This is a genomic window from Acrocarpospora corrugata (genome assembly GCF_009687845.1).
Taxonomy (GTDB): domain Bacteria; phylum Actinomycetota; class Actinomycetes; order Streptosporangiales; family Streptosporangiaceae; genus Acrocarpospora; species Acrocarpospora corrugata.
This window is the reverse complement of sequence record NZ_BLAD01000039.1, coordinates 42,868-57,963: the sequence shown is the minus strand read 5'-3', so window position 1 is coordinate 57,963 and position 15,096 is coordinate 42,868. Positions and strand designations below refer to the sequence as shown.

The following is a 15,096-nucleotide window of genomic DNA, read 5'->3' as shown; positions in this document are numbered from 1 at the left end:
CATGTTTCAGAGTCGAGCTTTGGTCCGCAGCCGCTCGGCGGCGATGGCGGCGCCTTCGGCGAGAGCGGTCAGCTTCGCCCAGACGATCTCTTCGTGGCCCACCCGGGAGCCGATCCCGCAGTCGGTGCCGGCGTGCAGGTTCTCGCGGCCGATCACACCGGCGTAGTTGACCAGCCGTTCCGCGACCAGCTCCGGGTGCTCGACCAGGTCGGTCGCGTGGCTGACCACGCCGGGGATGAGGATCTTGCCCTCGGGCAGCTTCACGTCCTCCCACACGCGCCACTCGTGCGAGTGCCGGACATTTCCGGCCTCGACCGCGTACGCCTGCGCGTTGACCTTGATCAACAGGTCGGCGATGTGCGCCAGGCCGATGTCCCGCGTGTGCGGGCGGTGACCGCTGCCCCAGCAGGTGTGCATGCGGATCTGCTCGGCGGGCAGCCCGGCGATGCTGTGGTTGATCACCTCGACCGCGGACTCCAGGTAGCGGCGCAGCTCCGCCACCGTCCAGCTGGGATGGAACTGCCAGGTGGTGGCGAACTCCGGCTCGTCGATCTGCAGGATCAGACCGGCGTCGGTGATCGCCCGGTACTCCTCGCGGAGGGCCTCGGCGACCGCGTACATGTACTCCTCTTCGGTCGGGTAGTACGCGTTCCTGGCGCCCGCGCCCAGGCTGAGCGGGCCGAGCGCGGCGATGAAACCGTCCGCCTCCCGGCCTGCCAGGGCCGTTTTGAGTGCGGTGATGTCGGCCGCGATGGCGTCCTGGCCGGTGTAGGTGACGGGGGAGGTGCACACGCGTCCGCTGGTCGGCAGCTTGGGGGCCGCCCCCGGGGTCGAGAACCCCGGCCGGACCGGGCCGCCGGAGCCCGCCAGCCAGAGCCCGGAGGCGTACGTGCCGGGGAAGTCGGCCTTGTCGCGGGCGGCCACGTATTCGCGCTTCGGGGGCAGGCTCGGGTCGATGGGTAAGGTCTCCCAGCCGGTCACCCGGGCGTGGATGTAGCCGGCGTAGCCGGACAGGTTGGCGGCCTTGACGTACTCCCCGTCGTTGACGGTGTCCAGGCCGCAGGCGAGCTGGAGGTCCACGACCTCGCCGACGGCGCCAGGGAGTCGTTCGTCGATGGCCGCCCGGTCGCCCTGGGCGATCAGCTCGTCCAGGTCCCTCGGGCGGGGCAGGTTGCCGCCGTGCGTGGTGAGAATTCGATGGTTGTCGCGCCTCATACGATTCCTTTGAACTTCTGGAGTTGGTGGTCGCCGCACGAGGGCGGGACCAGGCCGGGCCTGACGGCGAAGCTGTGGGTCACCTCGGCGACGTACAGGTCGCCGCGGGAGTCCAGCGCGATGCCGTGCGGGGCGATGAAGTTGCCGGGGGCGGCGCGCTCCCGGCTGGAGTCCCCCCACCGTTCGAGCACGCGGCCGTCCCGGTCGAGCACGGAGAGCCTGGCCGGCTGGTCCTCGCCCGTCTCGCCGTGCACGAAGGACCTGCCGCCCTTCGGCCGCCACAGTTCGGCGACGAAGACCGTGCCGTCCCGGGCGACGGTCAGCGCGCAGGGGCGGCGCACGTCCGTCCAGGCCGTGACGAACCGGCCGTCGCCGTCGAAGACCTGGACGCGGTCGTTCTCGCGGTCGCCGACCAGGACCCGGCCGTCGGGGGTGACGGCCAGGCAGTGCGGCAGGTGGAACTGGCCGGGGCCGGTGCCGACCTCGCCCCAGGAGTGCCTCAGCTCGCCGTCGGGGGTGAACACGTGCACGCGGCAGTTGCCGTAGCCGTCGGTCACGTACAGGTCGCCGTCCGGGCCGACGGCCAGGTCGGTGCAGCGGTTGAACGGGCCGCCGGGGCGGCGGACCCGCTCCACGCGGTGCACCCGCGCCGGGCCGTCGGAGGTGTAGCCGGTGTCGGATGCTTCGCCCGGGGTGCCGATGGTCAGCAGGAGTTCGCCGTCGGGGGTGAACCTGCGGACCGTGTGGTCGCCCGCGTCGACGCAGTAGACCGAGCCGTCGGGGCCGACCGTCAGCCCGTGCGGCAGGGTGAACAGGCCCAGGCCCCAGGAGCGTACGAACGTGCCGTCCCGCTCGTAGACCAGGACCTGGTGGTCGAAGCGGGTGAACAGGTAGACGCGGTCTTCCGCGTCCACGTCGACCGCGGTCACGTCCGCGTGCCGCAGGCCGTCCGGCAGGCGCTCCCAGCCCTCCTCGACCTGGAAGCGGCGGCGGCCGCCGCGGGTGACCGGGCTCACGCGTCGCCCCGGGTGGCCGGCAGCCAGCCCCACGGATGGGTGCCCCAGACCGGTGGCACCAGTTCCCCCGCCCGTACGGTCTGCACGGGCACCAGGCCGTGCTCGCCGTGGAAGGTCTCCTGCGCGGTGTCGACGAACGCGAAGTCGCCCTCGACCAGGTCGAGCACGGTGAGATCGGCCTCCCGCCCGACGGCGATCGCGCCCAGCTCGTGTTCCCGGCCGAGGGCGCGGGCGGCGTTCACCGTGGTCATGCGCACCACGTCGGTCAGGCTGTAGCCGACGGCCATGAACTTGGCCATGCATTCGAGCAGCGAGTGGAAGCTCTGGCCGAACGCCGTCAGGTCGCTGCTGATGGTGTCGGGGGCGAGACCCGAGCGGCGTTGCTCGCGGGCCACCCGGTGGCCGAAGTTGCCCCGGCCGAGCGCGGCGTCCAGGATCACGCCGCGCTCCCTGGCCTCGGCCAGGGCGGTGGTCAGGTCCGCCGCGCCGCCGGGGTTGGGCGTGCACAGGTGGGTGAGGATGTCGCCGGGGTCCAGCTGGTCGACGGCGAACCGGGTGATCGGGGTGAGCCGCTCGGGGCTGGGGCGCCGGTGCGCGGACAGGTCGCCGATGTGCACCATCAGCGGCACGCCGTGCTCGCGGGCGACCGACTTGGCGGCGGCGAAGATCTCCTTGCCGTGGTCGGCGATCAGCGGGCCGACCAGGCGCAGCTTGATGCCCTGGACCAGCCCGGGATTGGCCGCCACGCACAACGCGATCGCCGCCGGGTCGATCTCCTCCATGCTGTTGACGTCCACCATCGTGGGCATGGTGTGGGCGTAGCTGCCGATGTTCAGGTAGGGGACGATCCTGGTTCTGGCCCTGGGCTGGATGTAGGCGGAGAAGACCCCGATGGCGGCCACGCCGACGGAGCCGGCGTCCACCAGCGTGGTCACCCCGGAGCCGATGCCGATCACGTCCGGGTCGCAGCCCTCCATGCCGACGCCGGGGGTGATGGCGCCGTGCGCGATGTGGGTGTGCAGGTCGATCAGGCCGGGCACCACGTACCGGCCCGGGCCGCTCACGTCGATCACGCGGCGGGCCTGGTCGGCGGGGAGGTTCTGGCCGAGCGCGGTGACGCGCCCGCCGGTGATCGCCACGTCCAGGACATGGTCGATGTCCTGTCCCGGGTCCAGGACCCGGCCACCCCTGATCAGCAGGTCGTATTCCATCGGATCTCCTATCAGGTCAGAAGTGGTTCCAGCCCGGAGGCAGCGCGTCCAGCTGGATGGCCCAGGTCCGGGCCAGCGTGTCGGCCGCCTCGCCCAGGCCGATCTCGGCCAGCACGTCGCGCCCGTCCGCGCCCGGGCGGCGGACGGCTTCGCCCAGCCGTGGCGGGTTGCCCTCGACTGAGATGGCGAGTCCGGGCATCACCACCGGGCCGACCTCCTCGGAGACCTGGTCGACGCTCAATCCGAGGGCTCTGGCGCGGGGGTCGGTCATCAGGTCAGCGAGCGAAGTGACCGGGTGGGCGGCAACGCCCGCCGCGGCGAGCCGCTCCACCCAGTCGGACACGTCGGCCTCGCGGAAGGCGTCGGCCAGGTCCGGCACCTGACGCGACTGCTCCTCCGTCGCGCCCATGTAGAACCAGCCGTCGGCCGCCTGGTAGTAGCGCTGCCACGGGCTCGGCCCGAGCGCCTCCGGGCCTGGGCCGGACGCCGGGTGCGGCATGAGCCAGCCCTGCTGGTAGAGGCCGGTCTGGGTGAGCGAGGTGTGCACGTGCTGCCCCACCCCCGTGGTCTCCAGGTGGTAGAGGCCGAGCGCGGCGGCGAACGCCGCCATCGTGCCGGTCCCGTAATCCAGCACGTTGTACGGCCCGAACACGGCCGGCGGCCCATCCCCGCCGGTTCGGGCCATGATCCCGGTCGCCGCCTGGCCCTGGGTCTCGTAGCCCCGCCGATCCGACCAGGGCCCGCCACGCGCGTAGCAGCCGACCGACACGTAGACGATGTCCGGGCGGCGCGCCCGCACGTGCTGGTAACCCAGGCCGTAGGTGTCCGCGGTCCTGCCGGGGAAGTTGTGCGTGAGCATATCCGCCTCGTCGATCAGCCGCCACAGGACCTGCTGGCCCTGGCTCGACTTGACGTCCAGCAGCACGGTGCGTTTGCCCCTGTTCACGAAGCCGTGCGCGCCGACCCACCGCTGCGGCACGTTGACCTTGACCACGTCGGCCCCGAACTCGGCGAGAATGCGTCCCGCGCTCGGACCGGCCAGAATCTGGGTCAGATCCAGAACCTTCCGCCCCTGGTACGGCAGCCCGCTCTCGCCCTCCGGTGGCCGTACCACGGGTAAGGCGAGCTCGGCCAGAATCTCCGCGCGATCCCCGTCGGGCAGGCTGCGCGTACGAGCGGGCACGGCGGGCGTCCGTGACAACCAAACCGGGGAGCCGGGCATGGCCGTCGGGCCTAGCACCGGGTCATCGACCACCACCACCTCGCCGGTGGCGCGCGCGTGCTCGGAGTCCAGCCACTCCCTGGTGGTGCGCACCATCGCCAGCGGCACCCCGGCCGCGCCGGCGAGCTCCTCCCACTCCAGCGCGGGGCGGCTCAGGAAGAGCGCGGTCAGCCGCTTTTCCAGCAGGTCACGCAGGTGCGGCTCGCGGTCCATCCTGGGCCGGTCGGTCAGCCCGTCCCTGGCCCACTCGCCCACCCCGGCCGCGTCGAGAAACCAGGTCAGAAAGCGGGTGGTCGCGCCGATCGGATTGAACTGCACATAGCGGCCGTCCGCGCAGCGATAGGTGCCGCTCCCGTTGGCCCGGATGGCACGTTCCGGTTGCAACCCCCGCGCCGTCGGATACGCCCCGCTGCCCCCGATCGCCTCGAACATCGCGTTGTACAGCGGCACCTCGATCCGATCCCCCCGCCCGGTGCGGTGCCGCGAGGTGAGCCCGGCCACGATCGCGAAAGCCCCGCAGAACGCCGCGAAATTGGACGCCACCGGGATCGAGCTGTACGTCGGGCGGGCGGGATCCCAGCCCGCGGGCACGTACCCGGCCCTGATGCGGCAGTTACCGGTGGCAGCCGCGATGACGCCCTCCCAGCCGGGCACCCCGGCCCGGGGATCGGCGGCCGCGAAGCCGGGCAGCGAGCAGTACACCAGCCGGGGGTTGACCTCGCGCAGCTCCGCCCAGCCGAGCCCGAGCCGGTCCATCACCCCAGGCCGGAAGTTCTCGATCAGCACGTCGGCCCGCCGGATCAGCTCCCGGGCGACGCCCACCTCCGCGGGAGCCTTCAGATCAAGGGCGATGCGGCGTTTGTTCCGGTTGAGAAACGCGTCGGCGTCGCCTGGCCCGGCCCCCGGACGGTCCACGTGAATCACGTCGGCGCCCTGGTCGGCCAGCATCAGCGCGGCCAGCGGACCGGTCAGATAGTGGCCGAAGTCGACGACCCTGACGCCGGCCAGCGCCCCGGGTGAGGTGCCGGTCATCGCATGCTCTCCTGGGAATCGGGCTGACGAGCCGCCTTGACCGCGGGCTCACAGGCCACCCGGTGCCCGGCGGCGATCTGGAGTAGCGGCGGATCCTGCCGCGCGCACTCGGGCAGCGCCACCGGACAGCGCGTGTGGAACCGGCAGCCCGAGGGCGGACGGGCGGGATCGGGCAGCTCTCCCTGGAGCACGGTCCTGCGGCGGGCGCGCTGCGCGTGCGGGTCGGGCAACGGCACCGCCGACAGCAGCGCCTTCGTGTAGGGGTGCCGGGGATCGTCGGCGATCTGCGCGGCCGGTCCCTCCTCGACGATCCGCCCCAGGTACATGACCGCGATCCGGTGCGCCAGGTGCCGTACGGTGGCGAAGTCATGCGAGACCAGCACCAGCGCCTGGCCGGTGTCCTCCTGGATGGACAGCAGCAGGTTGAGGATCTCCGACCGGGTGGACAGGTCGAGCGCGGAGGTCGGCTCGTCGGCCACCAGCACGCTGGGGGAGAGCGCCAGCGCGCGGGCGATGCAGACCCGCTGCCGCTGCCCGCCGGACAGCTCGTCCGGGTAGCGGTCCACGAACGCCGGGTCGAGCGCCACCCGGACCAGCAGGGCGGCCGCCCGGTCGCGCATCTCCCCCCGCCGGATCCGGCCGTGCACCAGCAGCGGTTCCGCGACGGCGTGGGCGACGGTCTTGGTCGGGTCCAGCGCGCCGTACGGGTCCTGGAAGATGACCTGGAGGCGGGCGCGCACCTCCTTCAGCTCGCGGCCCCTGGCCCGGCTGACGTCCTTGCCCTCCACTTCGACGGTGCCCTGGTCGGGGGTGAGCAGCCGGGCCATCAGCCGGCCCACCGTGGTCTTGCCGGAACCCGACTCGCCGACGATGCCGACGGTGGTCCCGGCCCGCACCTCCAGATCCACCCCGTCCACGGCGCGTACGCTCTCCAGCGCCCGGCCGAACGCGCCGCGGCGCACCGGGAACGACTTGCTCAGGCCCCGGACCCGCAGGACCACCCGATCCTCAGCCACGCAGGGCTCCCTGAAGTGTCAGCTCGCCGGAGGCGACGCGACCGCACCGCGTGAGCCCGTCGCCCAAGGGCGCGTCGGGCTGTGGCTCCCGGCAGGGGGGCTCCGCGTGCGCGCAGCGCGGCTCGAACCGGCACCCGGCCGGGAACCCGCCGGCGGACGGCACCCGCCCCGGGATCACCGTCAGCCGGGACCTGGCCTGGCCGACCTGCGGCACGGCGGCCAGCAGCGCGCTGGAGTACGGATGCCCCGGCTGGTAGAACAGCCCGTCCACGGTGGTCCGTTCGGCGATGTGACCGGCGTACATGACGACCACGTCGTCGCAGAAGTCGGCCACCACGCCGAGGTCGTGGGTGACCAGCAGGACGGCCAGGTCCAGGTCGCGTTGCAGGTCCCGCAGCAGGGCCAGGATCTCGGCCTGGATGGTGACGTCCAGCGCCGTGGTCGGCTCGTCGGCGATGATCAGTTTGGGCTCGCAGGCGATGGCCGCCGCGATCATGACGCGCTGCTGCATGCCGCCGCTCATCTCGTGCGGGTAGGAGCCGATCCGCCGGGCGGCGTTCGGGATGCCGACCCGCTCCAGCAGTTCGCGCGCCCGTGCCAGGGCCGTCTTGCGCCGCTCGCCCAGGTGCAACCGCCGCGCCTCGGCGATCTGGTCGCCGACCGTCATGGTCGGGTTGAGGCTGCTCATCGGCTCCTGGAAGACCATGCCGACCGGCCCGCCGCGGATCCGGCGCAACTGCCGGGGCGTACAGGCGAGCAGATCGACTCCGTCGAACCACACCGCGCCGGCCGAGACCCGCACGGCGGCGGGCAGCAGGCCGAGGATGGCCATCGAGGTCAGCGTCTTGCCGCAGCCGGACTCGCCGATCAGCGCCGTGCAGTGGCCTTCGCGCACCTGGAAGGTGACGTCCTCGACCAGGCCGGGCTGACGGCCTGGCAGGTCGATGGTGAGCCCTTCGACCGACAACAACGGGGTCATCTGCCTCTCCTCAGTCCGACCGCGTCGCGGATCGCGTCGCCGATGGTGTTGAAGGCCAGCACCGTCAGGACCATCGCGATCCCGGGCGGCACCACCGAGTAGGGCGCGTCGAACTGGTTGGTGTAGGCGGCCTTCAGCATCGAGCCCCAGCTGGCGTCGGGTGGCTGCACGCCGAGCCCGATGAAGCTCAGGCTGGCCTCGGCCAGCAGCGCCACGCCCATCAGGATGGTCACCTGGACCAGCAGCGGGGCCGCGATGTTGGGCAGGATGTGCACCCACAGGGTCCGCCTGGTGGGCGAGCCGATCGCCACCGCGGAGTGCACGAAGGTCTCCTCCGCCACCGCCAGGGTGGCGCCGCGCACCACCCGGAACAGGCCGGGCGCGAAGATGATGCCGATCGCCACCATGGCGTTGACCAGGCCGGGGCCGAGCACGGCCAGGATGGCGAGCGCGCCGACCATGGCGGGCAGGCTGAGGATGGTGTCGGCCAGCCGCCCGGCGACGGCGTCCACGATCCCCCGGCGCAGCCCCGCCCAGAGGCCGAACGGCAGGCCGATGAGCAGAGCGACGCCCACCGAGATGAGCGGCGCGGCCAGCGCGATCCTGGCCGCCTGGATGATCCGGCTGGCCACGTCCCGGCCGAACTCGTCGGTGCCCAGCGGGTGCGGCCAGCTCAGCCCGGCGAACCGGTTGGCCAGGTCCTGCGCGTCCGGGTCGTGCGGGTAGATGAGCGGACCGGCGACCGCCAGGATCACCAGGACGATCAGGAAACCGGCGGCGGTCGCGCCGGACGGGCGGCGCAGCACGGACCTGACGATCCGGCCGGCCGGGGAGGTTCTGGGGACGCTCGGATTGGTCGGGGCGCTTGAGCGCTTGGTGGCGAGGGTCATGCCGTGCGCACTTTCGGATTGATCCAGCCGTAGGCCAGATCGACGATGAGGTTCAGCAGGACGACGACGACGGCGCAGAGCAGGACGTATCCCTGGATCACCGGGTAGTTCCGCTGGAGCACCGCGTTGACGGCCAGGGTGCCGAGGCCGGAGATGCCGAACACGGCCTCGATGACGATCGCGCCGCCGAGCAGCCGCCCGGCCTGGAGGCCCAGCACGGTCACGACCGGGATGGCGGCGTTGCGCAGGATGTGCCGCCGGACCAGCCAGGCGCCGGACGCGCCCCTGGCCCGCGCGGTCCGCACGTACGGACGGGTCAGCACGTCGGCCACGCAGCCGCGGGTGTGCCGGGCCAGTTCCGCCGCGGTGGCCAGCCCGAGCGCGGTCGCGGGGAGCACGAGGTGGGACAGCCAGGTGCCGAAGCCCTCCGCCAGGCTCGCGTATCCGGTGGCCGGCAGCCAGGTGTTGGTGAGCGCGAAGACGGAGACCAGCACCATCGCCAGCCAGAAGCTCGGCATCGCGATGCCCAGGGTGGCCAGGGTGGAGACCAGCCGGTCCACCCGGCTGCCCTGGGTGAGGCCGGCGACGGTGCCGGCCGACACCCCGACCAGCACCGCGACGACGATCGCCAGGACGGTGATGACCAGGGTCGGCGGAGCCACCTCCGCGATCGAGGTGACCACCGACTTGTCGGTGAACAGGGAGTTGCCGAGGTCGCCGCGGAGCACGCCGGACAGCCAGGTGACGTACTGCGTGAGCACGGGCCGGTCCAGCCCCAGCTCGGCGCGGATGCGCGTCACGTCGGCGACGGTGGCGTTCTCGCCCGCGATGACCTCGGCGGGGTCGCCGGGAATGAGGTGGACCAGCAGGAACGTGAGGATGGACACCAGCCACAGGACCAGCAGGCCGCCACCGAGCCGACGGATGATCATGCGAGTGCTCATCGTCACCTCCGTTCGGTGTCGGGCCGCCACCGACCCGAGCTTGTCCGATAATTGGACAAAACGTTTGATATTTGTTACGCCATGCTGCACTGCGGGTAACTTCGCGTCAAGGGGATACCGCCGCGTAAATCCTTGGAGTCGGGACTGTTACAGGTCCTGGTGGTATAGCCCACGAGCGGGAGCGCGCACTTTGGGCTCCGGCACAGGAAGATCCGCTGTTCTCTGGTTCCCGGCACATGGAAACTCGGTCAGCTGTCCCTAGGATGCCCGTATGGCGGAACCCTCGGCCACCAGCGGCGTCACTGAGATCAATCAGGAGAACCGCACGCTCCGCGACCTGGTGGAGATCTACCGGCACCTCTCCGGCCTGGCGCTCCAGGACGCCGACATCGGCACCGTGGCCGAGCTCATCGCCCGCAGGACCGCGGTGACCGTCGCGGTCATCAGCCAGAAGATGGGCATCCTGGCCGCGGCCTCACCCGGCGAAAGCTACGAGCACTCCGTCCAGTACGTGCACGACCACCTGATCCACCCACGCCTCGCGCACCTGCTGGCGATGGCCGGCAAGACCCGGCGCGCCCTGCGCCTCCCCGACCCGGCCAGGAACGCGGCCATGATCGTCGCGCCCATCCTGATCGGCGACACCGTCCCGGCCTACCTCGTCTCGCTCTTCGTCCCGCCCGTCGAGGACGTGCCGGAACAGAGCGAGGACACCCACCTGCTGATCGCCGAACACGCCGCGACCATCTGCGGCGTCATCCTGGCCCGGGAGCGGGTTATCACCTCGGCCGGCAGCCAGGTGCGCGACGACCTCATCGAGGGCCTGCTCTCCGGCTCCGGCCGGGACCATGACGAGGTGGTGCGCTGGGCCCACCACCTCGGCTTCGACAGCGAGCGGAACCACCGCGTGCTGTCCGTCCTGATCGAGGCGCCGCCGGGCGGCAGCGAACGGAGCAAACTGGTCGCCGAGCACGCGGCCGCCGCCACCGCGCGCCTGTTCGTCGCCCAGTCGCCGGACGCGATCACCGCCGTCCGGGCCCGCGAGGTGATCGTCGTGCTGAGCGAGCCGGCCACGCCGGGCACCGGCATCCGGGCCGAGCAGCTCGGCGCGCTGTGCGTGCAGCGGCTCGGCGCGCTCTTTCCCGACGTCGGCGTCTCCATCGGCATCGGCGGCGGGTTCCGTGAGCCCGCGCACATCGCCCGATCGTATGAGGAGGCACGCCGTACCAACGAGGCGATCCGGCGGCTGGGACGGCGCGGCGCGGTGGTCGCCTTCGACAGCCTCGGCATCAGCCACCTGCTGCTCCAGGTGCCCGACCCGGAGGCGCTGCGCGAGTTCGCCAACGACATCCTCGGCGAGGTGCTCCGGCACGAACAGGAGCATCAGTCCAAGTACGTCGCCACGCTCAAGTGCTACTTCCAGGAGAACAACAGCCTGCGGCGGGCCGCGGAACGGCTGCACGTGCACCCGAACACGATCACCTACCGGGTTCGCCGGGTGGAGGAGATCACCGGCCTGGACCTGGAGAACTACCGGGACCGGCTGGCCGTCCAGGTCGCTCTGGAGATCCTGGAGACGCTCGGCGAGGCCGAGGTGTGACCGGCGTTCAGTGTGGCGCGGCCACCACGGCCGCCGCCGAGTAGACGATCCCGCCCGCCCGGGAGGAGTCGATGTAGCGCGGAATCCAGTTCTCCTCGTCGTCGACCTGGCTGGCCCCCCAGCCGTAGCAGACGCGGAACCCCGTCGGGGTGCTCACCCGGAACAGGAACATGTTGTCCGACAGCCGGCGCCCCGGGCTGACGAAGGCGTCCATCTCCCGCCGCGCCAGGTCCCAGGCGATCTCGACCTCCTCCAGGGTGGCCGCCTCGATCATCAGGTGCTCCAGCCGGAGCGCGTCGCCCCCTTCGAGTAACGCGACGCTGTGATGGCGCCGGTTGCAGCGCAGGAACCACATCTCCCCGAACGGCGCGCCCAGGTTGATCGCGTCGGAGACCCGCATCCCCATCACGTCGCGGTAGAAGTCCAGCCCGCGCTGCAGGTCGGGCACCCGCAGCGCCACGAATCCCAGCCCGAGGTCACCGGTGACCGCCCGCGAGCTGGGCCGCTGGCCCCGGTAGGAGCCCGGCTCCTCCTCCTGGCCGACGAACAGCTCGTGCCGCAGGCCGAAGGTGTCGGTGAACCAGACGATCCGGCGCACCGAACGCTCGGCGGCCAGCCGCGCGCCGCCCCGCTCCACCGCGAACCCCGCGCTCGCCGCCCGGGCCGCGGCCTCCGCCAGGGCGGCCTCGTCGCCCAGGTCCCAGCCGAGATAGAGCAGCCGGTCAGGCCCGCCGGGATGGATCGCCAGCCGGTACGCGCGATCGCACCAGCGCACCAGGACCGTGCCGTCCGGCGACTGACGCGCCTCGAACCCGAAGACCCTCGGCCCGAAGTCCAGCCAGTCCGCCGCCGACGCTGACTGCGCGCCGACATATCCGAGAGTCCGCATCCCGCAACCCCCTCGTGCCTCAGGCGCACTTGTGCGCCGCCACAAGAGTACGCGTCCGCCCGATCACCACAGCCGGGCGGACAGATCGGTGCGCTCTTTGTATCGGGACACAAACCGGACAGCCCAAATGTTGCGGCACGGCCCGAAGACGCGACTACCGCCGCGCTGCGACCTTGGCACCGACGGACGAAAGGAGGAGCCGAGAGTGGCCATCGAACCCACGCCGAAGCCCTACCGGCCCCGGATCCCGGCCCGCCTCGCGTACCCGCTGCACGCGGTTCTCGCCACCAACCGGGTCTACCGGTGGCTGGCCGCGTTCGTCGAGCGCCAGCCACGGCTCTACCGCTGGTTCACGGCCGGCGAACGGATCACCAAGGAGCGGCTCTTCGGCTGCCGGATGTGCGGCCAGTGCGCACTGCCGGCGACCGGCTACGCCTGCCCGATGACCTGCCCCAAGCAACTGCGCAACGGTCCGTGCGGCGGCGTATCCGCGGACGGCTCCTGCGAGGTCGACCGCACGCTGCGATGCGTGTGGCTCACCGCCTGGGACCGCGCGGAGAGCGCGTCCCGCGGCGCCGACCTCGACCTGCTCCAGCGGCCGGTCGACCACCGGCAGTGGACCCGGAGTTCGTGGCTGAACTACTGGCAGGGCCGGGACGAGGGCCTCGCGATCACGTTCAGCGACGCCGATCCGTACCCGCCCATGAGAGTCCGATGAGCGGCGAGGGAGGGCTGCGGGCCGCGCTGGCCTCGGATCGGGTCGTGGTGACGGCCGAGATCGGGCCGCCGCGCGACGCCGACCCGGAGGTGATCACCCGGAAGGCCGCCGCGCTGCGCGGGTGGGTGGACGCCGCGAACGTGACCGACAACCAGGGCGCCAACGTCCGCATGTCGAGCCTGGCCGGCAGCGTCCTGGTGCGGCGGGCCGGGGTGGACGCGGTCATGCAGCTGACCTGCCGGGACCGCAACCGCATCGCGTTGCAGTCCGACCTGATCGGGGCCGCCGCCCTCGGCGTGCGCAACGTGCTGCTGCTGACCGGCGACCACCCCGCGCTCGGCGACCACCCGGACGCCAAACCGGTCTTCGACCTCGACGGCGTCCAGCTCGTGTGGACCGCGCGCACGCTGCGCGACGAGGGGAAACTGCTGTCCGGCAAGGCGCTGGCGACCCGGCCCTCGTGGCTGATCGGCTCCGTCGAGAACCCGTTCGCCCCGCCGGCGGCGTTACGCGCCAGGCGGCTCGCGAAGAAGGTCGCCGCGGGCGCCGAGTTCGTGCAGACCCAGTACGTGTTCGACGTCGACGCCTTCGCCCAGTGGGTCCGACGGCTGCGCGAGGAGGGCGTCACCGAACGCTGCGCGGTGATCGCCGGCGTCGGGCCCATCCGGTCCCTGCGCATGCTGTCATTCCTGACCGGCGAGGTTCCCGGCGTCCACGTGCCCCCGGAGCTGGAGCGCCGCCTCCGCGGGGTCCCGGCGCACCGGGTCGAGGCAGAGGGCCTGGCCGCCTGCGTCGAGACGATTCAAACCCTGGTCGAGATCCCCGGCGTACGCGGGGTGCACCTGATGGTCTTCGGCCACGACGACGAGGTTCCCGACATCGTGCGGCGAGCCGGAATCTCCAGGAAGGGCGACAGCGATGTTGATTGATTTCCGGCCGCACGCGAGATTGCGGGCGGACCAGCCGGTGGACCTCATGGCCTCGGTCGCCCCGGTCGTCGCGGCCCTGGCCGACTCCGCCTGGGACCTCTCCCGGGTCCGGGTGGTCTGCGACTGGGTCCAGTACCGGGAGAACTTCCGCGACGTCGTGGACGCCAGGCCCATCATGTCCGCTCCCGGCTGCCGGCCGGACCTGGAGGTGGCCGTCGACGTACGGCGTGGCGGCGAGGCCGCGCTGGGCAGCCTGGCCGCCGCCTGCCTGAGCGGCGGGTCGGGCCGGGTCTACCTGGAGGACTGGGCTCTCGGCTCGGCCGGCTGCGTCTGGTCCTTCAACGCCCTCTACTGGTCCGCGCTCGAACTGTGGGAGAAGGCGTCCGGCCGCGGCTACGAGCAGGCGTTGCCGGGCGGCGAGAGCGACGGCCGCAACCGGGACGCCGCCCGCGAGCTGATCCACGAACTCTTCGAGGTCTGGGACTCGCTGGCGCGGTCGGCGGCCATCCCGGCGGAGCTGGTCGTCGTCGAGCTCGGCGTCGGCAACGGGCACCAGGCCAAGGTGTTCCTCGACGAGTTCCGCCGCGCCGACCAGGCCCGGGGGAGCGACTACTACCGGCGCCTGCACTACCTCATGTGCGACTACTCGCAGCACGTCCTCGACCTCGCCGGTGAGACCGTGGCGGCACACGCCGGCCGGGTCAGCTCCGTCACCCTCGACGCGACCCGCCCGCTGACCTCGCTGGCCTTCCTCAAGCACAAGGTCTTCCTCGTCTACGTCTCCAACATGTACGACAACCTGCCCACCGACGAGGTGGCCCAGCTCAACGGCCGCACCTACGCCGTCGAAACCCGCGCCTACCTGCCCTCGCCCGCCGCGGCGGAACTGGCCGACTCGATCTCCGGCACCCCTGGCCAGCTCCCCGGCCTGGTCCACAAACTCCTCCGGCTGGGCCCGCGCCTCCTGACCGACGCCGCCCCCGCGCACTTCCCCGACGTGGACAGCGCGGTCGAGTTCTGGCGGCGCGCGTGGTCGATGCTGCGCCTGGAGGAGCGCTACGTCCCCCTGGCCGGTCTCGACCAGTACGCGGTCACCGCCCAGTGCGACGGCGAGGCTCTGCGCCCGTTGCTGGAATCCGGCGCGGACGTCCGCATGCACGTGAGCAACGGCGCGGTCGCCAGCTTCGCCGACAGCCTCCTGCTGCTCCACCCGTACGGCCGGCTGATCTGCCACGACCTCTTCGTCACCGGCGTCGAGGGCTACCGCAGCCAGTTCCGCGGCCCGGGCAAGTACGACGGCTCGGTCGTGAACTGGGTCAACGGCCCGCTGATCGCGCACGTCGGCCGGCGCAGCGGCTTCGACGTGCACTACGAGCCCTTCCGGCACCAGTCGGCCGGCCACATCGTCACGATGACCGCCCAGGCGAGGGACTGA

At 71.9% G+C, this 15,096-nt stretch carries 13 protein-coding genes; 4 read left to right on the top strand and 9 right to left on the bottom strand.

The annotated features are described in order from the left end of the window. Positions 1–6 precede the first annotated feature (6 nt). From Acor_RS06300 to Acor_RS06265, 8 genes are read right to left on the bottom strand one after another with little or no spacing between them, the layout of a single operon-like run. A complete protein-coding gene (locus Acor_RS06300) occupies positions 7–1,215 on the bottom strand; it encodes a uroporphyrinogen decarboxylase/cobalamine-independent methonine synthase family protein (protein WP_155335593.1) in 1,209 nt (402 codons plus the stop codon). Further along, on the bottom strand, positions 1,212–2,231 hold the full coding sequence (locus Acor_RS06295) for a peptidyl-alpha-hydroxyglycine alpha-amidating lyase family protein (protein WP_155335592.1): 1,020 nt from the start codon (positions 2,229–2,231) through the stop codon (positions 1,212–1,214). Before Acor_RS06295 ends, Acor_RS06300 begins: the two co-directional genes overlap by 4 nt. Continuing rightward, on the bottom strand, positions 2,228–3,442 hold the full coding sequence (locus tag Acor_RS06290; protein ID WP_155335591.1) for an amidohydrolase family protein: 1,215 nt from the start codon (positions 3,440–3,442) through the stop codon (positions 2,228–2,230). The genes Acor_RS06295 and Acor_RS06290 overlap by 4 nt, the downstream gene beginning before the upstream one ends. A 16-nt stretch (positions 3,443–3,458) precedes the next feature. Further along, positions 3,459–5,696, bottom strand: a complete 2,238-nt coding sequence (locus Acor_RS06285; RefSeq protein ID WP_155335590.1) for a CaiB/BaiF CoA transferase family protein — start codon at positions 5,694–5,696, stop codon at positions 3,459–3,461. Then, on the bottom strand, positions 5,693–6,712 hold the full coding sequence (locus Acor_RS06280; RefSeq protein ID WP_155335589.1) for an ABC transporter ATP-binding protein: 1,020 nt from the start codon (positions 6,710–6,712) through the stop codon (positions 5,693–5,695). The genes Acor_RS06285 and Acor_RS06280 overlap by 4 nt, the downstream gene beginning before the upstream one ends. Next, positions 6,705–7,691, bottom strand: a complete 987-nt coding sequence (locus tag Acor_RS06275; RefSeq protein ID WP_155335588.1) for an ABC transporter ATP-binding protein — start codon at positions 7,689–7,691, stop codon at positions 6,705–6,707. Before Acor_RS06275 ends, Acor_RS06280 begins: the two co-directional genes overlap by 8 nt. Next, entirely contained in the window at positions 7,688–8,581 is an 894-nt protein-coding gene (locus tag Acor_RS06270) for an ABC transporter permease (RefSeq protein WP_155335587.1), read from the bottom strand. Before Acor_RS06270 ends, Acor_RS06275 begins: the two co-directional genes overlap by 4 nt. Continuing rightward, a complete protein-coding gene (locus Acor_RS06265; protein ID WP_218034151.1) occupies positions 8,578–9,525 on the bottom strand; it encodes an ABC transporter permease in 948 nt (315 codons plus the stop codon). The genes Acor_RS06270 and Acor_RS06265 overlap by 4 nt, the downstream gene beginning before the upstream one ends. 271 nt (positions 9,526–9,796) lie before the next feature. Between Acor_RS06265 and Acor_RS06260 the strand changes: the two genes are divergently transcribed. After that, complete coding sequence (locus Acor_RS06260; protein ID WP_155335586.1) at positions 9,797–11,125, top strand: PucR family transcriptional regulator; 1,329 nt, start codon at positions 9,797–9,799, stop codon at positions 11,123–11,125. A 7-nt stretch (positions 11,126–11,132) separates the two neighbouring features. Here Acor_RS06260 and Acor_RS06255 read toward each other — a convergent pair whose 3' ends face one another. Then, on the bottom strand, positions 11,133–12,014 hold the full coding sequence (locus Acor_RS06255) for a VOC family protein (RefSeq protein ID WP_155335585.1): 882 nt from the start codon (positions 12,012–12,014) through the stop codon (positions 11,133–11,135). 205 nt (positions 12,015–12,219) lie between these two features. Between Acor_RS06255 and Acor_RS06250 the strand changes: the two genes are divergently transcribed. The 3 genes from Acor_RS06250 to Acor_RS06240 are packed head-to-tail and all read left to right on the top strand — an operon-like array spanning position 12,220 to position 15,096. Beyond that, entirely contained in the window at positions 12,220–12,732 is a 513-nt protein-coding gene (locus Acor_RS06250; RefSeq protein WP_246238463.1) for a methylenetetrahydrofolate reductase C-terminal domain-containing protein, read from the top strand. Further along, the gene (locus Acor_RS06245; protein ID WP_155335583.1) at positions 12,729–13,661 is read left to right on the top strand and encodes a methylenetetrahydrofolate reductase; all 933 of its coding nucleotides are present in this window, start codon (positions 12,729–12,731) and stop codon (positions 13,659–13,661) included. The genes Acor_RS06250 and Acor_RS06245 overlap by 4 nt, the downstream gene beginning before the upstream one ends. Then, the gene (locus tag Acor_RS06240; RefSeq protein WP_155335582.1) at positions 13,651–15,096 is read left to right on the top strand and encodes a hypothetical protein; all 1,446 of its coding nucleotides are present in this window, start codon (positions 13,651–13,653) and stop codon (positions 15,094–15,096) included. Before Acor_RS06245 ends, Acor_RS06240 begins: the two co-directional genes overlap by 11 nt.